Raw genomic sequence first — 26263 nt, forward strand, 5'->3', positions numbered from 1 at the left:
CCTTTCAGTCGAGTTTCTTGTTCACGTCCACCAGCAAGGCGTCGATCTCTTTACGACGCCCGGCGTCGGCACTTTCGCGGCCCGCACGGGGTGCGGCTTGTCTGGCCTTGATCAGCGCTGCCTTGGCTTCAGCGTAGCGCTTCTGACGGTAGAGATGGTCGCCCCAGAAGTACAGACTGTCGATGCCATCGGGGTTGAGCTGCAGGGCTTGTTTGAGCAATTGCTCGGCCTTGTCGCTGTCGCCGAAGCCGATCGGCCAGCCCGGTACCCGATCGTACAATGCAGCGAGGCTGGTATAGGCCGAGCCCTGCAAGGCTTTAGGGTCAAGCGTCAGGGATTTTTCCAGGTCCGCTTTGGCGTCCTTGGCTTTGCCCAGGGCACCGAGCCCGCCCTCGGCACCGGCCCAACTGCTGGTGACGATGCCTTTCCAGATCCAGGCTTCGGCCACATTCGGACGTTGCGTGGTGAACGCGTTGGCTTCGCTGGCCAATTGCTCGAACGCCGCGGCGCGCTGCTTTTCCGCGACCTCGTATTGAATGTGCGCCCAGTTCTGCTGGATGCCGGTGAGACGTTGCTGATCAGCCGGCTCAAGCGCCCAGACACTTTGACTGAGGGCGGCAAACAGCAGGCATGTGGAGAGTTTTTTCATGGCTTTGAAGCCTCGTTGTCAGGTTTTTCACTGAGACGGCGGATCAGTGGCAATTGCTTGCGCAGACCGCGATCCACCAGATGCGGAAGTAAGCTGTTCAAACGGACGAAAAATCGCTCCGGCCAGCCTAGGTAGAGATCACGACGGTCGCCGGCAATCGCATGCATCACTGCCGACGCCACGGTCTGCGGATCGTCAACGCTGGCCTTGAGGGCATCGTTCAAGGCTTGCGCAGCGGCGCTGTTCATCGAGGTGCGGGTGGCCCGGGGCGCGACATACAACACGCTGACCCGCGTGTCGGCCAGCTCGCGGCGCAACGCCTCGGAGAATCCGCGCAGGGCGAATTTGCTCGCGCAATAGCTGGCGTAACCGGGGTAGCCGATCGAGCCATAGGTCGAGCCGACGTTGACCACCATCGCACTGTCAGCCTGCTTGAGCAGCGGCAACAGCATTTTGGTCAGGCAGATTGGCGCGCTGATGTTCACCGCCAGCATCGCGTTGATGTCACTGTCATCGAGCTGTTCGAGCATGGCGAAGTGATTGACCCCGGCGGCGTTGATCAGCAGGTTGATGCCGCCGATGGCGTCGGCGGCGGCCAACACTTTGCGCCGATCGCTAAGGAAGGTCAGATCGGCGGCGACCCAGCACAGGTTCTGCGGATACCGCTCAAGCAGCGGCAACAGCGCCTCCTGATGCCGCGCCACGGCCAATACCCTGGCACCGGCGGCGCACAAGGCACTGGCGATGGCCAGGCCGATGCCGCCACTGGCACCTGTCAGCACCACGCGGGCTTCATGCAGCTGCATGTTGAGCCTCAGCGTCGCGGGGCAGATCACGGAACATGTCGGTGTAGAGGCGATAGACGACTTTCGATGCGTGGATGACCGCCGCTTGATCGTCAGGGTCTTCCAGCTGATTCATCAACCGCCGATAGGTCTGCATGTGCTCGATGTCGAGCGCGCCGTGGGAGCTCAGATAGCTGAATGCCGTTTCCGGCAGCGCCAGGCGATCGCGAATGCTCCCCGCCGCGTGGGTCGCCAGGGCAATGCTGGTGCCTTCGAGCACGTTCACCATGCCGAACAGACCCACCGGATTGCCCCGGGCGATCAGATCGTAAAGAAAGCTGACCATCAGCTCGATCGATAACGAGGGCTGACCATCGCGCACGGCGTCGCGATCACCGCCACAGGCGGCAATGTCGTTGAGCACCCATTGTTCGTGGCCGTATTCATCCTCAATGTACTCGCACACCGCTTTGCGGAGCCATTCCAGGCGCGTCGGCAGGCGTGCACCGCAGGCCATCATCAGTGGCACGGTGTGGCGCACGTGGTAGTAAGCCTGGGCAAGAAAGGCCCGATAGCTGTCGAGGCTTACCTTGCCTTGCAACGCATCGACGATGATCGGCAGATTGAACAGCTCGTGGCGTTCGCGCTGCGTGGCTTCTTGCAGGGTGTCGAAAAAACTCATTATGCGGATTCCTCGGAAGTGGCGGATTCGGTCAATTGCGTGTGGTACTGCGCGATGATGGCGTCGCGGCGCGGCCGGCCATTGGCGGTGAGCAGGCCGTTGGCGGCGGTGAAGGGGTGCGCCAGGCGCGTCCACTGATGCACCTGGGCGTAATCGGGCAACGCCTCGTTCGCTTCGGCGACGGCGGCGGTCAGCTCGGCATCGGTGCAGTCCGGACGATGCGGCCAGAGCAGGGCGTGGTTGTGCGGCATCGCCTCGCCATAGACGAACGCTTGAGCGATGTGGCGGCGCTGGGTCAGTTCCGACTCGACCCATTCCGGGTTGACGTTTCGCCCGTAGCTGGTGACGAATTGGTGTTTTTTGCGGCCCTTGAGATAGAGAAAACCTTCCGGATCGAACTCGCCCAGATCGCCACTCGGCCACCATTGATCGGTATACGCCGGCTCCCCTAGATAACCGAGCAACACCGAACCCTTGATCAGCACTTCGCCGTCCTCGGCCAACCGCACCTCGATATGAGGCAGAGGGCGCCCGACGCTGCCCGGACGGCGCGCGCCGGGGCGATTGAGGCATACGACCGAGGCGCACTCGGACAAGCCGTATCCCTCGTAAACCGCTAACCCGACCCGTTGCGCGCGGTGCAGCAGATCCGCTGACACCCGCGCGCCACCGACCGCGGCGAAGAGCAAGGTTTGCGGATCGAAAGCCTTCTGTTCAGCGGCGCTGACCAGAACTTGCAGCAGCTGTGGCACGAGTATCAGACTCTCCGGCGCACGCTTGCCCAGATAACCGAGCAGGCGCGCAACATCGATGCCGCTGGCACCTTGAATGCCGAGGGTTGTCTGGCTTGGCAGGCTCAACACCGCACCGGCGTATAGCGCGGCATAACAGCCCAGGTTCTCCAGCAGGATCGCCAAAGGCAACAGCGCCAGATGGTGCTCCGGTCCAGCGGTTGCGCTTGCCTGATCAAGCTCCCGGGCAACTCGCAGGAAGCTGTCGGCGCTCAGGCACACCCCTTTCGGCGTGCCGGTGGTCCCGGAGGTAAACGTGAGTTTCGCGGTGCCCGCCGGCATGCGACTCGGGCCATTGAACGAGCGACACCAGAATTCACCTCGTAATTCATAGCCCGCCGCCAGCAGCTCGGCTTGCAGTTCCGGCTCGGCGATCACCCGTTCGGCCTGGCTCTGCTCCAGACAATGGGCGCGCTGCGCGGCACTGAAAAACGGTGGCAGCGTTACGCAGGTCAAGCCTTCGAACAACACAGCCAGATCCCAAAGCATCGCGTCGACGCCGTTGTCCAGCGCCAGCGCAATCACCTGCACCTGCTCATCGCGCAGGCGCTCCTGGCGATACAACACCTCGGCATACAGCGTGGCGTAATCTATTCTCAGCGTGTCGCCCCACAGGGCTGAGGCGTTGTCATTGCGTCGGGCATGGTCGCGCAGGGTTTCCTGGAAGCGCTGCAATTCAAGCGACATGGCAGGCTCCTTCAACGGAAGTCGGCAAACCCAGGCGAGTGAACAGGCCAATATTGCGCAGATGAACAAATCCCGCGCGAATGTTGCCGACGTGCACCCAGGGTTTGCTTTCGTAATAACTGCCCCAGTGTTGACGCTCGTCACCCAGTCGCTGTGGATCAGCGGCGCACAATGTCACGGGCTTCAAACCGAGGCGATGGAAGCTGTTGACCAGTCCGATGTTACCGGTGAAGGTCACCCATTCTAGGCCGCCCATGGCCAGCAGATAGGTGATGGCGATGATGCTCAGGCGCGCACTGCCGGTATCGCTGGCGGCGAGGTTGCCGACTTCGACAATGACCTTGCGATCCACTGCACGACCGGCGGCGGCGCTGATCAACGGCTCGATCGGTTCATCCAGATAGCGCTCGAGAAACAGTGCCTCCAGATGCGCTCGACGGACCCCGGCCACTGCGCACAACTGGCCATCGCTGTTGTGCATGCCGAACAGCTCGGGCATGAAATGGCGGATTTCGGCACCGTGAGCCGTGCGAAAACGCTGCTGGATAAAGGCTTCGAAGGGCGCGCGCAGCTCGTCCTCCGGCAACGCGTTTCTCAGCGTCATCGGCAACGATTCGGCCTGGCCGAAGTGCAAGGGCAGCGGGATGTTCCAGTCGAATTCGGGCATGGGCAGAACGCCTCCCTCAATGGGTTTGAGCGCAGTATCCAAGCCATTTCTTAACGAAGTCTGAAGATGAAAAACCGTTAACCGCAGCGCCGATCTTCAGACTCCCTTAAGGCTGGGCAAGCATGGTTAGCCTTGATTCAGGGCAACCGGATCGATAATTTCGAGCGAGATGATCGTCGCTCCACAACAATCACGAGGCGTTTCCTATGATTCGCGACACCGCTGTAACCCGTTATGGAAAACTCTCAATCATCCTGCATTGGCTGATGCTGGCGTTGTTCGTCGGTGTGTATGCGTGCGTCGAAATCAAAGGCTATATGCCCAAAGGCAGCGAAGCACGCGGCCTGCTGATGGGTATGCATGGGCTGTTTGGCGCAAGCATCTTCGCGTTGGTGTGGATTCGTCTGATCGGCCGATTGACCCCGCGTCCACCGATCACCCCCAAACCGCCGGCGTGGCAGACCGCAGTTGCGCACCTGACGCACCTGGCGCTGTATGGATTGATGATTGTCACGCCTGTCCTGGCCTGGCTCATGCTCGCGGCGGGCGATAAACCGTTTCCGTACTTCGGCTTCCATGTGCCGGCGCCGGTGGCTATTGATCCGGACCTGGCCAAACAACTCAAGTACTGGCACGAATGGATTGGCAGTGCCGGCTACTGGCTGATCGGCCTGCACGCGCTGGCGGGGCTGTTCCATCATTACTGGGTGAAGGACAACACGTTGCAGAGGATGCTGATTGAGCGTACCCGCTCTTGAGGCAAGCATCTGGCGCTGTTCGCTGAAGGTAATGCTCGCCGTAACTGAAGCGCATGGCTGCGGTGGAGCTGAAAATCCGGAACTGCCAGCCCTCGCCGATGCCGAAATAGCATCGACAACGAGGGCAAAGCCATGACTGAAGAAAATACCGAAGTGCCGCAAGAGGTACCGGATCAAACCACCCCGGCGCATTCCACCGAAGAAGAGCGCGAGCGCTTGAAGGACTTCAACAAGGACGGCATCCCGCCGGGCAGTTGCTGATCAGCGGTCACCGTGGCTGCGTCACCAGTTCCCCGCTGATCGCATCCATCATCGCCGGATGCTCCTCAGCGGCCACACGCAAATCCTCGGTGACCCGCAACTCCGCACCTGTCGGTGAATAGGTGGCTGCTGCCGTGAACGGTGCGGGGTTGGCCGGCACCGGGCGTTTGCCGCGGCGCCAAAAGAAAAAGCTGACCATGCTCAGGTTGACCACCGCAAATACCCAGAACAGGCCGTTGGCGCCGAACGAGTTCATCACCGGCGAGATCATCATCGGACTGATGGCCGAGCCCAGCGAGTTGATCAGCAGCAAACCCTGAATCATCGGCACCAACGCTTCGGCCGGCGCGCGGTCGGCCGCGTGGCTGACGGCCACCGGGTACAGCGCGAAGACGCCGCCACCGAGCAGAAACAGCATCGCCGCGAGCATTGTCGAAGACAGCGGCAGCAGCACAATCACCAGTGATAACGCGGTGCACGCCACCGTCAGAAGCGTCAGCACCTGCAAGCGATCCGTGCGGTCGGACCAGCGTCCGACCGGATACTGCAGCAGCATCGCGCCGAGAATCGTCCAGGCCATCATGCTGCCGACTTCTCCGACGTCCAGACCTCTGCGTTGCAGATACAGCGGCAACAAGGTGTAGATCGCCGCGATGGTCACCCCCGAGCCGAAACAGCCGACCAGCCCGGTCGGCGTCACGCCCAACAGTTGCCGGGGCTTGAGCGGCTCGACCTGGTCGAGCAGCGGCGACACACGCGGCAGGATCACGATCGGCAGCACCGACAACGCAGCGAGCATGCCGGCGACCATGAACGGCGCGCTGTCGCTCATGCCGGTGATGGTCCCGAGCGTCGCCTGGCCCAAAACGCCAGCGCCATAAAGGACGATCATGTACAGCGCGAGCAGGCGCCCGCGAATCTTCTCGTCACCGGCCAGTAGCAGCCAGCTTTCGATCACCAGAAACACACCGACCGTGGCCCAGCCGTTGATCAGCCGCAGGACGAGCCAGCCCCAGGTGTCGTAGAACAGACCCTGCAACAGAATCGTCACGGCGATCAGCGAGGCGAAGCTGCCGTAGGCACGAATATGGCCGATGCGCAGAATCAGCCGGTCGTTGAACACCGCGCCCAGCGTCAGGCCGATGAAGTAGGCCGACGAAACAACTCCGATCATCGTCGCCGAGGCACCGGCGGCGTCCAGGCGAAGGGTGGTCAGGGAAGACAGAAAACCATTGCCCAGAGCAATAATGAACAGCCCGAGCAGGGGCGCCAGCGCCATGGCCAGCAAACGCGGAGACATAAAAACCTCAAGAAAATCGAACAGCGCAACGTGCGCCACTGCGCGTGCGGTTGCCAGGCTGGAACAGGTGTTGTGCAGGGGGTCTGCCGATCGGGCAGGGTGGTGACGTCGGACGACATGGCCAGCCCTGCAAGTTCGCGTCTGTGACCAGACGCGCGATGCGAGAGCGCGGGATTCTACGGCTTGCGCAGGATTTGCCAATAGCTGACGGCTGCGACGTTAGGACGCAGGCTGTTTTGAGGTTCGAGAGGAGGCTGAAAACCAATCATCGGGCTGAGCTCCGACAAGGGCCATGCATGCAAAAACTACGCAGGCCCTTGCTCGTTTCAGCGCCTAGGTATGCGATATCAACAAATCACTGATGATGCAGATCGATCCATCCTCTGGCGGCGTGGCGTCGGTGTAGTCGATCTGGTTGTAGACCCCGCCGTGGAAATTGAACACCTGCGAATTCCAGGTTGAGTCGAGCTGCAAATCACCTGATGTTCCGACAACGCCGTTGTAGTCGACGGTGACGCGGGCCACGCCGGCAGAGTTGGCGCGAATGGTCACCTTGAATTTCGCGCCCAGCGGTACGCCCTTGAGCACCGTGGTGTTGACCGGGGTGGGCTGGTTGAAACTCTGGCGGAAGCCCATGGTGATGTTGCCTTTCTGCCAGAACACCTTGATGGCGGGGCTGTCGTCGTTTTTCACATGCATCTGCGAAATAACGACTTTCTGCGCAGAGTTGACCTTGGTCACGGTCATCTCCTGATAGTTGAGGTGGTCAGCGGCGCTGGCCAGCGACCAATAGAAGGATTCTTTCCATTCGCAGCGGGTGCGGTGGGTGCTCTTGCTTGAGGCGCCTTTGGTCGGCGCGGACAGTTGCAGCGATCCGTCCGGCAGCACGGTGACGATGCTGGGAAATTGCGCAATGGCTTCGGCGCCGTTGAGCTCCAGTGCGACCGGATTGGTCGCCGAGACGGGTACCGGGGTGGAGAGGGTGAGATTGCTGATGTTTACGGCCATGGTTTGTACTCCTGACGATAAAAATCATTAGCGACCCAAGCCTTCGGTGGATTGGCACATCTGTCTGCGCGGACTTTCACCATCTCTTGGGCACAGCACCATGGCGGCGCAAGCGGCCGCCGCGAAAACACAAAGGGCAACGATTACGCCGGCAGCCTCCAGCACCGCGCCGAAAACCGGCGTGCCAGCGGTCTGACCGAGCGCCAGAAGCAGAAACGGAATGCCCAGTCCCAGGTCCGGGCGGTCCGGCAACAAACGAATGCCTTGCAGCAGATAAACGCCTGAAGAAACGATGTAGGCCGCGCCAAACAGGCACATCGCGGCGAGGCCCGATCCGGCGGAAACTGATGCGGCAGAAAGGCCCAATGTCCCGAGGGCGATCCCGGCAAGCGCCAGATGCTGCATCCGTGCGACACCGAAGCGGCCGGTGAGCACACCGGTCATGCAGCCGCTGATTCCCGCAGCGCCCAATACCATCCACGCCCACGCAATGGCCTGATCGGAGAAACCAGCCTCACTGCGCAAAATATCGGCGCCGAATGTCCAGATCGCCGTGCTCGCCAGGCCCATCAGGAAAGCACTGGCGCACAAAGGCAGTACGCCGGGTCGACGCAGCATTGCCAGCGAGAAGCTCTGCGCGACGTCACGCTCGACCCGGCGCGGTACCGCAAACCAGAGCCAGATCGTGACGCCGATGCCGATCAAGGCAAACAGGGCATACAGCTGGCGCCATTGCCCGGCCGCCAATATCGCCGCAAAACCGGAAAAAACGATTCCCGCCGCTGTCCCGGCATTGATAAAACCATTGGCCCGCGGGCGATCCGCATCATCAAGACGCGCTGCCACCGCACTGGCCAATGGCGGCGAGGTCAGACCCGTGCTCAATCCCGCCAGCGCGACCCCGCAGCCCAACGCCAAGCCCGACCAAGCCATCACCACCAGCCCCATGCCCAGCGTCGCGGCGGCGCCGGCCATCACCGTCAACCCGCGCGGACTGATTTTGCCATTGCAGACAAACGTCGCAACGATGCCCACACAGTAAGCGGCGAACGCACTGCCACCAATCCATCCCGCAGCGGTCACGCTGAGCGTCAGATCCTGACGAATCTGCGGCAGCAGCAATCCGTAAGCGAAGCGCGCGAGGCCATAGGACAACGCCGTCAGCGCGAACGCTGCCGCGACAAGATTGAGGCTGCGCCGGTCAAGACTCACGGTGAAATCGGATTGCTGGCAGGAAAGGTTGTCTCGACCGCATGCTCCGGCCTGGAACAGATGCGATCGGAGTTGGAGGGATCATTAGCCATGAGTGTCCCTGAGGATGTCTGTTGCTGGAGTGGTTACCGATTCTGATAACGGACTTGCACTGGGGTTTGATGATTTTCCAACACAGCCGATGGATGGTAGAGCAAAGGGCGAGGGCAGCTCTCGGTTGGCTTGGCGCACGTCAACCTTTGCGAGCAGGATCGAGGGGTTTTTGCGGGTATCGAGGGGCGGGGGATGGCGCTTGGAGAGAGGCGAGTTAGTGCAGGACGGCACGCCGGAAGAACTGCGCGAGCGTCAGGGAGTTTTCCGCGCGCGGTGGCGGATGCAAGCGAGGGTACAAAACCGTTGAACACAGCACTACTGCGCTGAGCGCGTCCAGACCCGCACGTAATCGATGCGAAACACCGACGGCAGGTCAGCATCGTCGACCACCCCGAACCAGTCCCACATCGCTTCGCTGTCGAAGACGATTTGCATCGGGAAATGCCAGTAGCTGTTCTTCGCCTCCCGGACCAATACGCCGTCGACGTACCAGCGCAAGGTCTCGGGTTGCCAGTCAAAGCCGTAGACATGAAAAGTATTGGCCAGCCGCCACGGTGCGATCCAGGTGCTGCCGGAGCTCAGGTGTTGATCGTTCTGCGGTCTGGTCCAGACATGCGCGTTCATGTTGTACAGGCGATCAAAGGCTTCGTTGCGGGTCTTGCCGCCGATTTCGAAGATATCGATTTCCGTGGCATTGTCCGGCAGCCCGGTCCACGCCAGCCAGAAGGCACTGGAGCCGGCAGAGTTCATCGGCTTCGCCCGGGCTTCGTAATAGCCGTACATGCCCCGTTCGTTGGTGCGCACCATCGCCGAGCTGTAGTCCTTGTAGCCCAGGGCGACGTATTTTTCCGGGAGGGTCTGTTTGCGGAAGGTGATGTTCAGATTACCGCTGCCGACCTTGGCGTTCTCCGGCAAAAACAGCGCCGGTTTGCGCCCGAGGGAATCGGTACCGGTGGCGTTGTTGACGTGCCAGCGTTCGGCATCGAGCGCGCTGCCGTTGAATTCGTCGGACAGCCGTGTATCGAGTTTCCAGCCGCCGGCATTGGCCTGATCCGACAGCGGCAGATCGGGCGTAACCGGCGTCGGAGCCGGCCCTAACGGGCCAACGCGGGTCCAGGCATCGGCCTGCTGCGGAATGGCGACCGCCCACTTTTGCGCCAGATACTCGAACACATTGCGGCGTTCGTCCTGGCTGCTGAATGGGCGGTCATAAACCAGCACCTCGGCGATGTCGCCTCGCAGAATCTCCGAGGTGCCCACCACATTGCGCGCCACCGCGAACGGGCCGATCGGCACGTCACTGGTTTCCAGCAAGGCCAGGGCTGGCTCGTAGGCGGTGGTCTGCTGCACACTGATGCCGAAATTCGGTGCGACGTTATCGTTGTCCGCCAGTTGCGGCCGCGAGCTGAACAGGCGCTGCCAGGCCTTGCCGCCGGACTGCTCGGGCAGACGCCGCGAGACGATAAAGACTGTCACCGGGCCTTTGCTTGTGCGGATCGCCTGGCCCATGAACGCCGCCGTGCCGCTGAAACGCACCACGCCGTGGCCGTTGAGGGCGTTGTCGACGCGCGTGGGCAATGTCGTCGCCGCGCGATTGTCGACGACGACGTCATTGCCCTTGCCGGATTTATCCAGCCAGCGCACGACCTGGTTTTGCCCCTCCAGAGTCATCGAGGCGGGATCATTGCCGTCCAGCCACAGCACCAGTCCATCGGTGACCGGTCGTGGAATATTGGCGCTGACGCCAGCACTCAGCAGCAGCAAAACCAACAGCAAGCATGGCGATCTGTTCATGAGTCGTCCCTAACATGGATGTGCGCCGGTTCAGCTACCCACCGCCAGCAGCGGCGCCGGTTTCGGGCGGTAGCCCCATGGGTTGCTGGTCTGCCAGCGCCAGCTGTCGATGAGCATTTGCGTCAGCTCGCGTTGCGCGCGCCAGCTCAGTTCGCGCCCGGCCTTGCTCGCATCGGCGCGGCATTCGGCGACATCACCGGCGCGGCGCGGGGCGAAGCGGTAGGGAATGCGCAGGCCGGTGACGTCTTCGAAGGCGCTGATGATCTGCAACACGCTGTAGCCGTTGCCGCTGCCGAGATTCCACACGTGCAGGCCATGCTCGTCGCCCTGCAAAACCTGTAGCGCCTTGAGATGACCTTCGGCCAGATCCAGCACATGGATGTAATCGCGAACGCAGGTGCCGTCGACGGTTGGATAGTCGTTGCCATACACGGTCAACGCAGCGCGCTGGCCGCTGGCAACCTCGGTCAGGCACGGCAGCAGATTGTTCGGCCGTCCATTGGGCGCTTCACCGATCAATCCGCTTTGGTGCGCGCCGATCGGGTTGAAGTACCGCAGCACGGCGATGTTCCAGCGCGCATCCGCGAGGGCAAGGTCGCTGAGCAATTCTTCGATCATCAACTTCGAGCGCCCGTAGGGATTAACCGGTTTGCCGGTGCCGTGCTCTTCGACGATGGGCATGCGGGCCGGCTCGCCGTACACCGTCGCCGAGGAACTGAACACCAGATTGAACACGTGGGCGCGGGCCATCACCTGACACAGGTTCAGCGTGCCGAACACATTGTTGGCGTAGTAATCCATCGGCCGGCGCACGCTCTGCGCAACGGCTTTGAGGCCGGCGAAATGCAGCACGGCGTCGATCGCGTAGGTGCTGAAAATCTCGTCCAGCAGTGCGGCGTCGCGGATATCGCCCTCGATGAAATCGACGTGCGAATGACTCAACAGCTCCAGCCGTGCGACTGCTTCGCGGCTGCTGTTGCACAGATTGTCGAGGATCAGCACCGAGTGTCCGGCTTCGATCAGTTGCAATGCCGTGTGCGAACCGAGGTAGCCGGCACCGCCCGTGATCAACGTGGTTTTGCGCATGACGACGTGCTCCATTGCGAGGAAATCCGGCTCAGCGGGCGGTGAACACCAACTTGAATTCTTGCGGCCAGCGCGGGTGCAGCAGGCTGTAGGCCAAGGCATAGGTCAGCGTGCCGATGGCAATGTCGCCGGCCAGGTGCGCATAACCGGACAGGCCGGTCTGCCGCGACAGCCACATCACCACGACGACCATCACGAAAGAGGCAAGCAGGCTGCGGTAACTGGACTGAAAGAAGCTGCGCCAGTCGTAACCGATCGCGGCGTGCAGGCCGCGTACCTGCAGCGGCGTGATCAGCAGCATGCGCAGCAGCAAAGCCAGCGCCGCCGCCATGCCGCCGTAGGTCGCGCCGAGCAGATACACCAGCGCCAGCGCGAGCAGGGTGGTGGCAACTTCGGCCTTGAGCGTCAGGTGCGTGCGATTGACCGCCACCAGCGCAGTGGTTGCATACAGCGCCAGATTGCCCAGCGCCGCCGTGCAGGCGAGCACTTGCAGCAAGGGAATCGCGTCGGCCCATTTCGCGCCGAAGATCAGCAGGATGATGTCTTCGGCGGTCAGGGCGATGCCGAAGAACAGCGGCGTGAGCACGAAGCCGCTGATCGCCGTGGAATCGCCAATCATCCCGATCAGCCGCGCCGGTTCGGCACTGCGCCGGGCGAACACCGGCAAGGCGTAACTCATCAAGCCGTTGTAGATCGCCGAGCGCGGCAGATCGATGATGCGCATGGCCAGATTGAACATGCCCACCGCGTGCGCCCCGGCAGTCAGGCCAAGAATCAGATTGACGCCGCGTTGCAGGGTTTGCGAACTCATGACATTGACGCAGACCGGCAGACCGGCGCGCAGCAGTTCGCTCAGCACCTGGCGGTCGATCAGCAAGGGAATGCGCCGACGTTCGCTGCGCATCAGTACCAGTGTGGAAACGCCGTCCATGATCAGCGCTTGGGCAACCACCGCCCACGGGCCGAAACCCAGCAGCGCAACAGCCACGCCGCCAACCCCGCCAGCCACTTTGCCGAGCAAGGTGCGCGAGGCCAGCAGCTTGAAATTGCCGCTGCGGCGCATCTGTGCCACATACACCCGCGCCATCAGGGTGAAAAGGATTTTCACCGAGGCCACAGCGGTCATCCAGCGCAGCGCGGTGGACGGCGTATAGAGCACGACCGCCAGCGAAATCAACGCGATCGATAGCAGGCTGACCAGCACGGCAAACCAGAACACGCTGCTGATGTGTTTGTCTTCCATCCGCTGCAGGCGCACCAGCGGGTCTTCCAGCATCGACGAGAACAGAATGCCGACCACTTCGACCACGGCGATGATCAACGTGCCGATGCCCAACTCCGTCGGCGTCAACAAATGCGCGTACACGACAAAGGTGATCATCGACAGGAAAATCAGGCCGAACTTCTCGGTGAAAATCCATGCGAGGGTCATCAGGCGACGGTTGGCCATGGCGCGATCCCTGAAATTCAGCGGCTGTTGCCCAGACTTTTGAAGCAGGCGTAGAGGTAGCGAAGGGTCGGTTTGCCCCGGGAGAACAACAGCGTCTGCCACGAATGCCCGAGCATCTGTCGGAACACCTCGATGACCCGGCGATGATCGCCGCGCCGGGAGAAGGCATTGAGAAATTCCGCGTGATTGGCGAGGACGAAATAGATCCGCTGCTGCTGGTTCAGCCGGGTGCCGTAACGCGCCAGGTACAGCTGGATGAAGCGCAGCTTGTGCGGGTAATACTTGTGCGGTTGCGCGGTGATGTTGGCGGCGTTGACGGCGCGCCAGTGGAGAATCTGCGGCACGCTGTGGATCTCGCTGATTTCCGCGATGCGCGTCCACAACAGGCGATCTTCAGCGAAGCGCAGGCTCTGATCGAAGCCGCCAATGGCGACGATGATCTCGCGCAGGGCGAGTACGCCGGAGGTGCCGTTGATGATGTTTTCGCGCATGAAATCGACAAAGTGATCGCCGTGTTTGCAGCGATCTTCCAATTGGCGTTTGCCATCACTGAATTCGCTCATCTGAAAGCAATCGATCAAACCGACTTTGCGTCCCTGTCGGGTCAATTCCGCGTGCAGTGCCAGTTGTTTTTGCAGCTTCTCCGGATGCCAGCGGTCGTCGGCATCAAGGAAAGCGATAAAGGTTTCTTCGGCGCTGAACACGCCGCGATTGCGTGCACTGGCCGGGCCTTGGTTGGGCTGCTGCAACAGGACGATGGGGAAGGGCGCGGCGTACTGCCTGACGATCTCTGGCCCGGCATCGCTGGAACCGTCATCAACGACAATGACTTTGTCCGGCGGGCGGGTCTGTGCGCACACCGAGTCCAGTGTGCGTTGAATGCTGGCGGCGGCGTTGTACAGCGGAACCACCACGCACACGGTGACGGCCGAGGGATCATTCAGCATGGGCGTTGCTCCCGAAAAGTGCCGCGCATTGGCCGAGCATTCGCCGCTGGCAGCGGCTGCGGACGGGCGACGAGGTGATGGCGGAAGGTCAGGCTGAGCACGCAGAAAATCAGGAACTCACCCGAGCGGTAGTTGGGAATCACATAGGCGACGTAATTGGTAACGACGAACAGGCCGATGATCACCAGCGCACAGGCCTGATAGCGCACCGACTGATCCGCCGTGATTGCCCGGTAGCGCTTGCTCAGGGTCTGGGCAAACATCAGCAGCAGGGCGATCAACTGGATCAAACCGCCGTTGAGCAGGGTTTCGACGTAGCCGCTGTGCGCGTTGCCGATGTAGCCCCAGCGCGTGATAAACGCATCGGCATCGGCACTGGCCCAGAACGCGCCGAAGCCATAGCCCTTGAGAAATTGCGCATCGATCAGCGGCTGCAACAGCTCCCAGATCAACGTGCGGTCAGTGAGTGACGGGTCGCGGCCGACCAGTTCCAGCAGCATGGCGTAGTTGGCGTAAAGCACCCCACACAAGAGGAAGAACACCAACGTGGCGGCGGTGAAGGCCAGCAGTGAGCGGTTGATGCGCAGCCGGATCAGTGTGATGAAGTAGGCGTAACTGGCGGTGCCGGCGACGATCAGCGCAATCGCCGTGGCTGACTGCGCCAGACCGATGGCGATCAGCGCGAACAGCCCATACAGCATGGCCAGCGGATTGCGCTGGCGGATCATCGGCAGCAGCAACAGGATCGCAATGGCGTTTAGGCGTGCACCGGCATTCTTTTCCGCGAACACCCCGCGAAAGGCCCCGTCACGAATGCCGCCGGAAATAAAGGCGATGTCCGGGCGAATCACGGCGAAGATCAACCCGACCAGCGCCGCCGCACCGATCACGCAACCGAACAGAAAAGCGATCCGCTCGATGCTGTAGCGCCAAGCGATAAAACCGGCAAAAAACACCACGCTGAGCAGCGCAACGAAACGCTTGAAACTGAGCATCGGCTCGCTCGACCAACTGATCGAAGCCGCCACGCAGCCGAGAAACAACAGCAAAAACAGGTTCTGCCGGTAGAAACTCTTGCTGAGGAACACTTTGTGGCGAATGAAGAAGAACAGCGGCACCAGCAACGTCAGCAAGCCGCAGACCTGATTGGCCAGATTGCCTTCCAGATCCTGCTGGGCATCGTCCAGCGTGCTCACATTCCCCAGGCGCAGAAAGAAGCCGATCACTTGCGTATAGAACAGCACGCCAAACAAGGTGAAGGCATCGGCCAGTGTCGAATAACGCACTTGCAGGCGGTTCATCTCAGTGCCTCCCGAGTAACGCCTTGAGGTAGGTCTGCACCGCGCGGCCGCTGACGAAGCGCGCGGCGGCATCAATCCGCCGCTGGCGATGCAGGGCTCGTGGTGCGGCCATTTGTGCGCTGATTGCGCTGGCGAGCGCGGCCGGATCGTCAACATCGACCAAGGGGGCGACGGCGCCATCGCCGAGGATTTCCTGCGGGCCGTACGGGCAGCGGGTCGCCACGACCGGCGTGCCGGTCGACAGGGCTTCGACCAACGCGTTGGGGCTGCCCTCGAAACGCGACGACAGGACGAAACAGTCCGCTCGGGCAATCTCGGCGATAGGGTCACTGGCGTATCCCGGTAGATCGCAACGCTCTGCGACGCCGAGCGCTGTCGCTTGGGCCAGCAGTTCGCCGCGCAGGGCGCCTTCGCCGAAGATGATCAGCCGCGCATCGCGTTGCGGCAGACGGGCGAAGGCGTCGATCAGAGTGTCGAAGCCCTTTTGTTGCGCCAGTCGACCCACGGCGACGATCACCGGGGTGGTTTTGTCCTTCAGCCAGGGATGGCTGGGCGCGGCGGCGGGTTTGTCACGAAAATCGTTGTCGAGCACCGGGTTGTCAGCGGTCGTCACATCGCGCGCGCGGGCGATGGTGGTGTCGACCAGATCCTCGGCGACGCCTTGTGACACGCAGATCACCGGGTTGGGAATCAGCCGGTACAACCACGGCGCCAGCCAGTAGGCGAGCTTGACCGACAATGCCGGGTTGACGTGTTTGTCCCGCGAAAAGGCATTGCGCTCGCTGACATGCAGCCGCGCCAGCGTCCCGGACAGCGCGGCGGCGGCAATCGCCACGACGTTGACGTGGGTGAGGGCGGCCAGTTGCGCGTCGTACTGATTGCTGCGTAAAAACCGTGTCAGTGCCGGCACAGCCGCCGCGCTGCGCGGACTGTCGAGCAGCACTTGCCTGACCCGCGGATCGAGCGCCGGCTGATTGATGCCGGCACCGGTGAGCATCAGCAGCGTGACTTCGTTGCCGGCCTCAACCAAGGCACCGGCGAGGCGCACCATCATTTTCTCCGCGCCGCCGGCGCCGAGGTCCTGGAGAATGATCAGCAGCTTTTTCATCGGTTCCACACCTGGTAATAAGCCTGCGCGGCGTACTGGCTGGTATAGGGCAGGATCGCGTCGCTGACTGAGCGTCGGGGCGGCGGCTCGGGTTCGCGGCTGGCCAGACTGTCGAGCAGCGCCTCGGCCAGGGCTGGCACATCGTTGACGACGACCAAACGCCCGAGGCGTCCATCGTCGAGCAACTCGCGCGGCCCGCTGCCGCAATCGGTGGACATCACCGGCGTACCCAGCGCCAGCGCCTCGACCAACACCGTCGGCAAACCTTCGTGCAATGAGCTGAGCACCAGCAACTGCGCATGGCGGATCAGCGGATAGGGATTGCGCAGATGCCCGGTGAAATGCACCAGGCGTTCGATGCCCAGCCGTTGTGTCTGCGCTTCAAGCGCTGCGCGTAACGGCCCGTCGCCGGCAATTACCAGATAGGGCAGCGGGCGTTGTTGCGCCGCCAGCGCGTAGGCGTCGAGCAGCAGCGCGAAGCCCTTGGTTTCCACTAGCCGGCCGACACCCAGCCAATAATGATGGGGCACGCCACCGGGCAACGGCGCCTGAGCCGCACGCAACAGTTGCTCGCTGATCACCGCGTTCGGGCAATAACGGATGCGCGGCTGGCCCCACGGCATCAACCCGGCAAGCGACTGGCGCAGACCGTGGGACACCGCGACTACCTTGCCGCTGCCGCACAGGTACAGCGCGTACAACAGGCGCAGGCTGGCGCGCCCGGTGTTCTGCTCGGCGCAATCCAGCGCGGCGTGGCGGGTGTAGATGACTTTGCAGGCACTGCCCAGGGTGGCGAACCAGGTGCAGAGGTTGGCCTGCTCCTTGGCGCCAATCAGATGCGTCACGCTTTCGCGGCGAATCAGCCGGCGCAACAGCACGATCGACTTCAGCCAGCCCGCGAGCCCACTGCCGCCACCGGCCATGCTCGGCGCGCCGTCGACGTTGGGCGAGTCGCCGTTCATGACGAAAAAACTCACCCGCCGGCCGTCCGCCAGAAACTGCTCGGCGAGGCGCTGCTGCACGCACTCGACGCCGCCGCCAGTCTGGTAATCCTTGAGCGTGAACAGAATATGCATCGGCACAATCCTCATGGGGCGGTGACATTGATCGCCACTTGCTGGCGCAGAATCAGTTCGGTCAGGCGCAGGGCATTGCTCGGGTAGTCGAGCAGGTAGCGCTTGATCGTGTGCGGCTCGCGATACATGCGGTAAAAGGCGCGCAGGTGCAGGCGATTGATCGCGTCGGGGTAGTAACGCTCGCCGGCATTGGCTTCCTGACGAATGAAACCGCCGCAGGTGAACGCCACGCCGCTGAAGCCACCGCGCAGCGCATCGAGGACAAAGCGCTCCTGCAGGCCGGCGCCGAGGCCGACCAGCAACAGGTTGGTCCGCTGCCGACGGATATCAGCCTGAAGCGCGGCGCCTTGCTCGGCATCGAAGTACCCGTTGTGCGCGCCGACCAGTTGCAGGCGCGGGTACTGCGTGCCGAGCTTTTCCACGAAACGATCAAGCTCCGCCTGCCGCGCACCGACCACGTAGACGCGTTTGCCGCGCTGCTCGGATTGACGCAACACAGGATCGGCAATCGAGGTGAAATCGAAACTGACCCGCTGCACCGCGCGCCCGGTGATGCGCGACATGAACCCGGACATCAGCATGCCGTCGCAAAAATACGCCAGCGACGACGGCGGCTGGCGGATGAAACTGCCGATCGAGGCGAAGTTGAGAAAGGAGAAGGCCCGGTTGGATTCCAGCAGGGCCGGCGAATAACGGTCGAGCAATTCCAGGCGGATCATGACGCGAGATCCTGTGCTTCAGCGGCGCAGGTTGGCCGGCCGACGCTGATGTAGGTGAAACCGCGTGCGCTGAGGCGTTGCGGATCGAACAAATTGCGGCCATCGAAGATCAGCGGATTTTTAAGCTGGCGGGCGAGCAGTTCGAAGTCCGGCGCGCGAAACGCTTGCCACTCGGTGACGATCACCAGCGCGTCGGCATTTTTCAGCGCCGCCTCTTTGGTGCCGGCCAGCGTCAGGTCATCGCGCGGGCCGTAAAGCTGCTGCGCCTGTTCCATGGCTTTCGGGTCGAACGCCTGCACGCTGGCGCCGGCTCGCCACAACGCTTCCATCAACACGCGGCTGGGGGCCTCGCGCATGTCGTCGGTATTGGGCTTGAAGCTCAGGCCCCACAGCGCGAAGGTTTTGCCTTCCAGCGCGCCGTTGAAGTGCTCGGTGATCTTGTGGAACAGCGTGCTTTTCTGCTCGTTGTTGCGCGACTCGACTGCGCGAAGCAGGCGCGCATCGATGTCGACGCCGTGGGCGGCGTGGATCAGCGCGCGCACATCCTTGGGAAAACACGAACCGCCGTAACCGATACCGGGGTAGATGAACTGGTAGCCGATGCGCGGATCCGAGCCGATGCCATGGCGAACCATTTCGATGTCGGCGCCAAGCTTTTCGGCAAGCCCGGCCATCTCGTTCATGAAGCTGATCTTGGTTGCCAGCATGCAGTTGGCGGCGTACTTGGTCAGCTCGGCGCTGCGCACATCCATGACGATGATTTTTTCGCGGTTGCGATTGAACGGTTCGTACAGCTCGCGCATCACAGCTTCGGCACGCGGGCTGTCGGTGCCGATGATGATCCGGTCGGGGCGCATGCAGTCGTCGACCGCGCAACCTTCCTTGAGAAATTCCGGGTTGGAAACCACATCGAAGGTCAGTGCACCACGCCCGCTTTCGCCGAGGATGGCGCTGATGCATTCGCGCACCCGGTCCGCCGTGCCCACCGGCACCGTGGATTTGTCGACGATGATCTGCTCGCCGCGCAGGTGTTCGCCGATGGTACGGGCGACGCTGAGGACATGTTTGAGATCCGCCGAGCCGTCCTCGTCCGGCGGCGTGCCGACCGCGATCAGCAACACATCGCCGTGCTTTACCGCAGCGGCCAGATCACTGCCGAATTGCAGACGGCCGCTGTGATGATTGTCCCGCACCAGGCTTTTCAGACCCGGCTCGTAGATGGGCAGAGTGCCGTCATTCAAGGCCTGCACCTTGGCCGCGTCGACATCCACACACAGCACGTTGTGGCCGACCTCGGCCAGCGCGGCGCCCTGGACCAGTCCGACATAACCGATACCGAATACACTCACATTCATGGGAAAACCTCATGCGTGGCGGGGTGGGCCAGAGCGCTGGCCGCTGTCAGTAGATGTTTTTCGAGAACAGGGTGAAGGGCGTCTTCAGCAGGATCTTGATGTCCAGCCACAGCGACCATTGATTGATGTAATTGAGGTCTTGAGCGACCCGGCGCTGCATCTTTTCCACGGTCTCGGTTTCGCCGCGATGCCCGGTGATCTGCGCCAGACCAGTGATGCCAGGCTTGAGCCGATGCCGTGCCATGTAGGCGCGCACCTTGCCGGTGTAATAGATGTTGTGGGTGACCGCGTGCGGACGCGGCCCGACCAGCGCCATGTGGCCGAACAGCACGTTGAACAGTTGCGGCAATTCGTCGATGGAGCTGCGTCGCAGAAAGCGTCCCAGCGGTGTGACGCGGTCGTCGTCGCGGGTGGCCTGACGCACTTGCTGATCGTTGTGCACGCGCATCGAGCGAAACTTCCACACGCGAATCACTTCGCCGTCGCAGCCATGGCGGTTCTGCTTGAACAGCACCGGCCCCGGCGACGTCAGCTTGACCGCAATGGCCACGCCGAGCAGCAGCGGGCTGAGCAGAATCAGCGCCACCGCTGCGACGCTGCGTTCGAACAGTTCCTTGCAGAACAGGCTGCCGGGGTGCGAGGTAAGCAGGCTTTCGTTGAGATAGATCGCCGGCATCCGCTCGATTTCGGAGATCGAATGATTGAGCAGGACCATGCTGCCCAGGTCCGGAATCCACACCACGTCGACGTTCATGTCGAGGAGGTTGATGTACAGCGCTTCGATCGTCGCCGCCTCGGCCATCGGCAGCACGATGTACACCCGCCGCGCCTGCAAACGCATGATGATTTCGCGAATGTCCTCGACCTCGCCGAGCAGCGGCAGGATGCTCGGCGCCGGGCCGCTGTCGGCTTTCGCAGCGACAAACCCGAGCAGTAACGCGCGATCCGGGTCGAGGAGTTTGCGCGCCAGTTCATGGGCGGTCGGGCAGGTGCCGATGATCACCGCGCGGCGCTCGTTGCAAATCATTTTGGTGTACATGCGCACGAACAGATGCAGCGGCAGAAACGTCGCCGCCTGGGCGAGAAAACCGACCACCGCCCAGACAATCACCACCTGCCGGGAGAACAACGCGCTGGTCTGGGTGACGAAGGCGATGCTCATCAGCAGTCCGAGCAGAATCAGCCAGCCGGCCAGCAAACGGCCGAGCCCGACCAGCAGGCCATGACGTTTGTGGTAGACCTGAACGAGGCTGTAGACCGGCATCGAGCCGAGCACCGTGAGGATGATCAGTAGCCGGTATTCACTGGGCAAGGCGCCGATGCGCCAGTGCACCAGAACAATCAGCAACAGATTGACCAGGGTCATTGCGCACAACCATTGCCCCCAGAAGGTGAGGCCGCGACGGTGTGCCATTTGCGCGGAATATTGCGAGGTCATCGGCGCGATCTCCGATTCGTCGAACAGGGAAGGACAGGCTGCGGCCGGGCGGCACGGCCCGAAGGATCAGCGCGGGGCGAAGTCGTAGTCGTAGAAGGAACGGGAATGGCCATGGCCGTACTTGCGCGCCTTGCGCAGATCGACCTGATTGAGCACCACGCCGAACACCGGCGCTTGGCTCTGCTGCAACACGGCAATGCTCTTGCGCACCTGGCCGACCGGCGTGCTCTGCGCCTTGACCACGTAGATCACCGCATCGGAATGCTGCGCCAGCAACAGCGCGTCACTGACGATTTCCGCTGGCGGCGAATCGATGATGATGTGCCGGTAGCGCGACTTGAGAATCTGCAACAGCCGACCGAGGCGCGGTGAGCTGAGCAAGTCCTGCGCGGGGGCCACGGCGTTGCTCGAACTGCTCGAGGCTTTCAAGCGTGGTGCCTCGAACGGGTCCAGCGCTGCGGGCGTCAGGCAGCCGGCCGGGAGCATGTCCAGATTACCGACACTGCGAATGCAGTCTTCCAGCCGCGCGCTGCCGGCCATGAGGTTGGCGAGGCCGGGGCTCTGCGGCGGGAAATCGAAGTTCAGCGACAGCGTCGGCTGACGCATGTCGGCATCGATCAGCAGCACCCGTTCCAGTGGCGCCAGTGACGAGGCAAGGTTGTTGGCGATGGTACTTTTGCCTTCGCCCGACACCGAGGAAGTGACGAGCACCACCTGCGCCGGGCGTTCGTTGTTCTGCAGCATCAGCCAGGTGCGCAGGTTGCGGATGGTTTCGCAGAAGCGCGGGTGGTCGTTGTCTTCGAACAACCGCGCCAACTGCCGCCGGCTCTTCTTCATCACCAGCGGCACGACGCTGAGCAACGGCACATTGAGCAGACTCTCGACGGTGTCGTCGGTCTTGAAGGTATTGCTGAGCGTATCGAAGAGGAAGGCGAGGGCAACGCCGACGATCGCTGCGACCAGCGCGACAATCGCGAGAATCAGATTCTTGCGCGGTTTGCTCGCTTCCAGCGGTGCGATCGCCGGGTCGACGATGCGCGCCTTGGCCGAATCCATGTCCGAAGTGGCGGCGGTTTCCTTGAGGCGGGTGACGAAGGTTTCGTACAGCGCCCGGGTGCTGTCGACTTCACGCTGGAATTCGCGCAGCTGGAATTCCTTGCGCGAAATGTCCTGAATCTGCGCTTTGTTGCTGTTGAAGGATTTGCGCAGGGCGTCTTCGCTGGCCACCGCCAATTGGTATTGACGCTCGATGCCGGCGACCACTTGCTGCACTTGCAGACGCAGACTGTTGGCGGCGGTGCGCTGTTCGGAGCGGGCGGATATCAGCGCCGGGTGTTTCGGCCCGTAGCGGCCCGACAACTCTTCGACTTTGGCCTGAGCTTTGGCCAGATCAGCCTGGAACTGCTGAATCAGCGGATTGCTCAGCACTGCCGGCACGCTGGACAAACGACTGATGTCGCCGTTGCTCAAGGCTTGCGCCTGACGGAACTGGCTCTCCGCTTCAGCACGGTCGCGGCGCGCGTCGATCATGCGATTGCCGGTCATTTGCAGCTCGTTGGCACTGATGGTGGCGACGCCGTCGACATCGACCAGACCCTGTTCCTCGCGATAGGCCTGCAACTTGTTTTCGGCCACGCGCAGGTTGTCACGCAGTTCGACCAGGCGGGTGTTCATCCAGCTGGTGTTGTTTTGCGAGGACTTCAGGCTGGTGTCCTGCTGGCTGTCGATAAAGCCTTGGGCGAGGGCGTTGGCCACCGCCGCAGCGAGTGCCGGGTCGGGCAGTTCGACGTCGATCTCCAGCAACTGACTCTTGCCGACAAACTTGACGCTGGTGTGCAGCATCAGGTTTTGCGTGACGTCATTGAACACTTGCTCTTCGGTCGCTGGCGGCTTCGGCGGCGGCAACAGGTCCAGCCATGGCAGCCACTGGTCGCGATTGAGCTCCGCCAGCCATTGGCGCGGGGTGAACCAGCTCTGCGCCTGCTGGCGTGGATCGGTGATCGGGTTAGTAGTCAGGCCAAGTTTGCGCACGGCGCGCTCGGCCAGTTCCCTCGATTGCAGCAGGGCTTGCTGGGTCTGCAAGTAATCGGTGGTGGTCGCGCCACCGGCTTCGGCGGCTTGCTGAAAACTCATCACGGGCGGCGTCTTGTCCTTGATCAGCAACGTCGCACTGCCGACGTATTGCGGGGTGATGAACGACAGCGCCGCCACGGCCAGCGCGCAACTGAGCAGCACCAGCCAGGCGATGTTCCACTTCGCCGACCAGACCACGCGCCACAGGTGCAGCAGATCAAGGGTGTCCGACTCATCAGCCGCTTGCGTTTGCGAGTGGCCCTGGAGCGGACGTTCGAGGTAGGTGCTTGGGCTGTTGTCCATGATCAGAAAAAGCCTTGTGCAATGGAAATGGTGTCGCCGGGGGCGATGACGGTGGTGCGCGAGATGTTTTCAGTGACCGGCGGGCCGCCACTGCCGCGCAAAATCGTCACGCGTTTCATTGAGGCGCGTTCGGTCAGGCCGCCACCCAGGGCGATGGCTTTTTCCAGGGTCAGGCCGGGCTGAAACGGATAGCTGCCGGGCTTCTGCACCTCGCCGTTGATGTAGAACGGGCGGTACTCGATCTGGCTGAGGCTGACTTTCGGATCGACCAGATAGCCTTGCTTGAGGCCATCGACAATTTTCTGTTCGACCTGATTGGGCGTCAGGCCCTTGGCGACGATTTCGCCGAGAAACGGGTAGGAGAACGTGCCGGCATCATTGAGGCGAATCTTCTTGAAGCTCAGTTCCGGCTCGCCGAACACGATGATGCGCAAGACATCGCCAGCGGCCAGGCGGTAATGGGTGTCGGTGTCCGCCGCCTCGACCGTGGGCACTGTCCAGAGCAGCAACAACAATAAAATCAGGCGCGTGTGCATGGCCCAACCCTCCTAAAGACTGACGTCGAACGTGATCTGGAAAACATTGCGGGTGAAGCTTTCGTTGTCGGCATCGGAGTCGTTGTCGCGGTGGCGGTAGGCGACTTCGATGTCCAGCCAGCGGCGCATTGCGTAATTCACGCCGAGTTTGTAGTCCTGCAAATCGTCGCTGCGGTCCTGGCCTTCGTAGACGTAATGACCCATGCCGGCTTCAGCAATCGTGGTGATGCGCTCGGTCCAGCCGTGACGCCAACCTATCTGGGTGAAGGTGGCTTTCACCGCGTCGGAGCCGTCATCGCCTTCGGCCATGGCCTGGCGCGCGAGAAAGGTGAAGGTCGAGTAGGTGCGCGGTTTCCACGCCAGATCCACTTGCCAGGTCGGGTTGCTCAGATCGTCGGAACCGCTCTGGTCGAAATTCTTTCGCTCGTAACCGACGCGCAGCTTGCCGGTGGTTTTCGCTGTCATGTCCCATTCGGCTCCGGCCAGCACTGCATCGGAGCGACTGCTGCGCGGGCTGTTCGATTGCAGGTAGTCAAAGCGGGTGTGGTCGTATTCGAGCAAACCACGGGTTTTGCTGCCGAGGCGGTGATACCAGGTGCTGGTCAGGTTGCTGGTGTTGCGCTCCTTGTCATCGTTGATGCCGTCGGCGTTGTCATAGCGAAGCTGTGCGTAACTGGCGCCGAGGTCGATCTGGTTCAGCGCACTGCGCGCGCCGAAGGTGTAGACGCCGCCGACGCGCTGGCTCTCGATCTTGTCGTTGATACCGTCGACGGCGGTCGAGGTGGTGCGCTCGTATTTGCGCGCCTCGGCTTCGAGTTTCAGCCGATGCCGATCGGTGAATTCCATGATGCTGTCGGCGCGCAGCCGCTGGGCAGTGTTCGAAGCGTCCGAGGCGCTGTGATAGATGTAGCGGGTCGGCTCCCAGATCACCCGCGTGGCGCTGTTGCGATCTTCAGCCTTGAGCTCGAAGGCCGGCGCCAGGCGGGTGACCATGGTCGATTCGACATCGTGTTCGACTTCACGAAAGTTGTCGTCGTAGCTTTCCGACAAGGCAAAGGTCGGGGTGAAATCGAAGCCGTACACATTGATCGCTTGCGGCTCAACGCTCCAGGCAGCTTCGGGGGCACAGCAGGCGACGACTAAAACCAAGGAACAGCGAGGCTTCAGAGCCATGGATCACGCTCCTGATTAAGGGGGTCGGGGTCAGGGCGAAGCGGATCCGGACTATTGTCGCTGGCGTTCGAGGTAACTCAGCGGGACGCTGACGTGCTGTTGGCGGTTGAGGAAATTGAGCAGGATCATTACTCGCTCATCGCCCTGCATGGACAGGAACACGCCTTCGAGCGGGGACAGTGGACCCTGGACGATTTGCAGAGGTTCGCCGGGTTTGAGTGTCGGTTCCGCAGGAAAGCCGATCGACTCCTGACTGCGCTCGCGCAGTTGCGCAATCACGTCCTCGTCGACCCGGGCGGGGACATGGTTGAATTCGACGATGCGGCTGACACCACGGGTCGAGCGAATCGGTGCCCAGTTGTCGTCGCGGCTCAGTTCAATGAATACGTAGCCGGGGAACAGCGATTCCAGTGTTCGTTGGCGTTTGCCACGAATACTTCGCTCGCTCATCAGCTGCGGCCGAAAGGTCGAATAGTTCTGTTGCTGCAGATTGAGTTGTGCCCGTTCATCCTGGCGGGGCTTGCACTGCAATAAATACCAGTTAGAGCCGTTGCGGCAAACCGTTAGCATGCTGGAGTACTCCATACATAGCGATCGTGTAAGCAGGGCGGCCGATAACGTGGGACTAGCCGCCAAGCTTGCTAGTAGGTAGTAGGCTGATCAAGGCAAAGTGCCGAGCCAGATGCATCAATGTTTATTGGCAGAAGAAGTGTTTCAAAAATGAATCAACTTGGTTGGTTATTGTTATATCCGTGGCCGTCTTGGCTATAACGAATCGGCGCGCTTTCATTCAGGCAAAGCTACCGCACGGTTCGCAGTTGCGACCTTCAGGATCCAATTACATAAGTAGCCGGAGAGCAGAAAAGTGCGCGGCGGCGCGAGCTCTTCGGGCAGTGCTAAGTTATCGACCAGTCTTTGCAAGCTGTCAATTAATAACAGTCAAAAAGACTGCCTTTCATCCGCTGATAATGGCCGTGTTCCGTAAGTCATTGTTTGTGAATGGTGAAATTT

24 protein-coding genes are annotated in these 26263 nt (G+C 61.8%); 2 read left to right on the top strand and 22 right to left on the bottom strand.

Going from position 1 to position 26263, the window contains the following annotated elements:
* Positions 1–4: 4 nt before the first annotated feature.
* From AB9L16_RS12000 to AB9L16_RS12020, 5 genes are read right to left on the bottom strand one after another with little or no spacing between them, the layout of a single operon-like run.
* Positions 5–649 (bottom strand): tetratricopeptide repeat protein, encoded by a 645-nt coding sequence (locus tag AB9L16_RS12000; protein ID WP_041478760.1) that lies wholly within the window; start codon positions 647–649, stop codon positions 5–7.
* Positions 646–1455: an SDR family oxidoreductase gene (locus AB9L16_RS12005; RefSeq protein WP_095179828.1), complete on the bottom strand. Its 810-nt coding sequence runs from the start codon at positions 1453–1455 to the stop codon at positions 646–648. The genes AB9L16_RS12000 and AB9L16_RS12005 overlap by 4 nt, the downstream gene beginning before the upstream one ends.
* Positions 1442–2116, bottom strand: coding sequence for a TenA family transcriptional regulator (locus tag AB9L16_RS12010; RefSeq protein ID WP_041478762.1), 675 nt, complete (start codon positions 2114–2116; stop codon positions 1442–1444). The genes AB9L16_RS12005 and AB9L16_RS12010 overlap by 14 nt, the downstream gene beginning before the upstream one ends.
* Positions 2116–3594, bottom strand: coding sequence for an AMP-binding protein (locus AB9L16_RS12015; RefSeq protein WP_375123640.1), 1479 nt, complete (start codon positions 3592–3594; stop codon positions 2116–2118). The genes AB9L16_RS12010 and AB9L16_RS12015 overlap by 1 nt, the downstream gene beginning before the upstream one ends.
* Entirely contained in the window at positions 3584–4261 is a 678-nt protein-coding gene (locus tag AB9L16_RS12020; protein WP_056785596.1) for a thermostable hemolysin, read from the bottom strand. Before AB9L16_RS12020 ends, AB9L16_RS12015 begins: the two co-directional genes overlap by 11 nt.
* 206 nt (positions 4262–4467) lie before the next feature.
* Here AB9L16_RS12020 and AB9L16_RS12025 point away from each other — a divergent pair, with 206 nt between their 5' ends.
* On the top strand, positions 4468–5019 hold the full coding sequence (locus AB9L16_RS12025) for a cytochrome b (RefSeq protein ID WP_252869434.1): 552 nt from the start codon (positions 4468–4470) through the stop codon (positions 5017–5019).
* A 132-nt stretch (positions 5020–5151) separates the two neighbouring features.
* On the top strand, positions 5152–5280 hold the full coding sequence (locus AB9L16_RS12030; RefSeq protein ID WP_095179833.1) for a hypothetical protein: 129 nt from the start codon (positions 5152–5154) through the stop codon (positions 5278–5280).
* A gap of 7 nt (positions 5281–5287) precedes the next feature.
* On the opposite strand, the gene AB9L16_RS12035 is transcribed toward AB9L16_RS12030, so the two are convergent.
* The 17 genes from AB9L16_RS12035 to rfaH all read right to left on the bottom strand — a co-directional run bounded on the left by AB9L16_RS12035 (position 5288) and on the right by rfaH (position 25822).
* Entirely contained in the window at positions 5288–6604 is a 1317-nt protein-coding gene (locus AB9L16_RS12035; RefSeq protein WP_323620709.1) for an MFS transporter, read from the bottom strand.
* 309 nt (positions 6605–6913) lie between these two features.
* Positions 6914–7588 carry a polysaccharide lyase family 7 protein gene (locus tag AB9L16_RS12040; RefSeq protein ID WP_056785602.1) on the bottom strand — a complete coding sequence of 225 codons (675 nt, stop codon included), beginning with the start codon at positions 7586–7588 and terminating at the stop codon, positions 6914–6916.
* 27 nt (positions 7589–7615) lie between these two features.
* A complete protein-coding gene (locus AB9L16_RS12045) occupies positions 7616–8800 on the bottom strand; it encodes an MFS transporter (RefSeq protein WP_375123641.1) in 1185 nt (394 codons plus the stop codon).
* 408 nt (positions 8801–9208) lie between these two features.
* A complete protein-coding gene (locus AB9L16_RS12050; RefSeq protein WP_375123642.1) occupies positions 9209–10687 on the bottom strand; it encodes a family 16 glycosylhydrolase in 1479 nt (492 codons plus the stop codon).
* Between the two features lie 30 nt (positions 10688–10717).
* Positions 10718–11773: a UDP-glucose 4-epimerase GalE gene (gene galE, locus AB9L16_RS12055; RefSeq protein WP_375123643.1), complete on the bottom strand. Its 1056-nt coding sequence runs from the start codon at positions 11771–11773 to the stop codon at positions 10718–10720.
* A 31-nt stretch (positions 11774–11804) separates the two neighbouring features.
* The gene (locus tag AB9L16_RS12060) at positions 11805–13223 is read right to left on the bottom strand and encodes an oligosaccharide flippase family protein (protein WP_375123644.1); all 1419 of its coding nucleotides are present in this window, start codon (positions 13221–13223) and stop codon (positions 11805–11807) included.
* Between the two features lie 17 nt (positions 13224–13240).
* A complete protein-coding gene (locus AB9L16_RS12065; protein ID WP_252869440.1) occupies positions 13241–14170 on the bottom strand; it encodes a glycosyltransferase family 2 protein in 930 nt (309 codons plus the stop codon).
* Complete coding sequence (locus AB9L16_RS12070; protein ID WP_056785621.1) at positions 14164–15471, bottom strand: O-antigen ligase; 1308 nt, start codon at positions 15469–15471, stop codon at positions 14164–14166. Before AB9L16_RS12070 ends, AB9L16_RS12065 begins: the two co-directional genes overlap by 7 nt.
* 1 nt (position 15472) lies before the next feature.
* Positions 15473–16579, bottom strand: a complete 1107-nt coding sequence (locus tag AB9L16_RS12075; RefSeq protein WP_375123645.1) for a glycosyltransferase — start codon at positions 16577–16579, stop codon at positions 15473–15475.
* The gene (locus tag AB9L16_RS12080) at positions 16576–17655 is read right to left on the bottom strand and encodes a glycosyltransferase (protein ID WP_095179850.1); all 1080 of its coding nucleotides are present in this window, start codon (positions 17653–17655) and stop codon (positions 16576–16578) included. The genes AB9L16_RS12075 and AB9L16_RS12080 overlap by 4 nt, the downstream gene beginning before the upstream one ends.
* Positions 17656–17666: 11 nt before the next feature.
* Positions 17667–18374: a WecB/TagA/CpsF family glycosyltransferase gene (locus tag AB9L16_RS12085; protein ID WP_375123646.1), complete on the bottom strand. Its 708-nt coding sequence runs from the start codon at positions 18372–18374 to the stop codon at positions 17667–17669.
* Positions 18371–19729, bottom strand: coding sequence for a UDP-glucose dehydrogenase family protein (locus AB9L16_RS12090; RefSeq protein WP_375123647.1), 1359 nt, complete (start codon positions 19727–19729; stop codon positions 18371–18373). Before AB9L16_RS12090 ends, AB9L16_RS12085 begins: the two co-directional genes overlap by 4 nt.
* Positions 19730–19775: 46 nt before the next feature.
* Entirely contained in the window at positions 19776–21167 is a 1392-nt protein-coding gene (locus tag AB9L16_RS12095) for an undecaprenyl-phosphate glucose phosphotransferase (RefSeq protein WP_375123648.1), read from the bottom strand.
* A gap of 66 nt (positions 21168–21233) precedes the next feature.
* Entirely contained in the window at positions 21234–23543 is a 2310-nt protein-coding gene (locus AB9L16_RS12100; RefSeq protein WP_375123649.1) for a GumC family protein, read from the bottom strand.
* A 2-nt stretch (positions 23544–23545) separates the two neighbouring features.
* Positions 23546–24079 carry a polysaccharide biosynthesis/export family protein gene (locus tag AB9L16_RS12105; protein WP_375123650.1) on the bottom strand — a complete coding sequence of 178 codons (534 nt, stop codon included), beginning with the start codon at positions 24077–24079 and terminating at the stop codon, positions 23546–23548.
* A 12-nt stretch (positions 24080–24091) separates the two neighbouring features.
* Complete coding sequence (locus tag AB9L16_RS12110; protein ID WP_375123651.1) at positions 24092–25252, bottom strand: outer membrane beta-barrel protein; 1161 nt, start codon at positions 25250–25252, stop codon at positions 24092–24094.
* Between the two features lie 51 nt (positions 25253–25303).
* Positions 25304–25822, bottom strand: coding sequence for a transcription/translation regulatory transformer protein RfaH (rfaH, locus tag AB9L16_RS12115; RefSeq protein ID WP_150742041.1), 519 nt, complete (start codon positions 25820–25822; stop codon positions 25304–25306).
* Positions 25823–26263: the final 441 nt, after the last annotated feature.

It is taken from the genome of Pseudomonas sp. LW8 (assembly GCF_041956865.1).
GTDB lineage: Bacteria > Pseudomonadota > Gammaproteobacteria > Pseudomonadales > Pseudomonadaceae > Aquipseudomonas > Aquipseudomonas siliginis.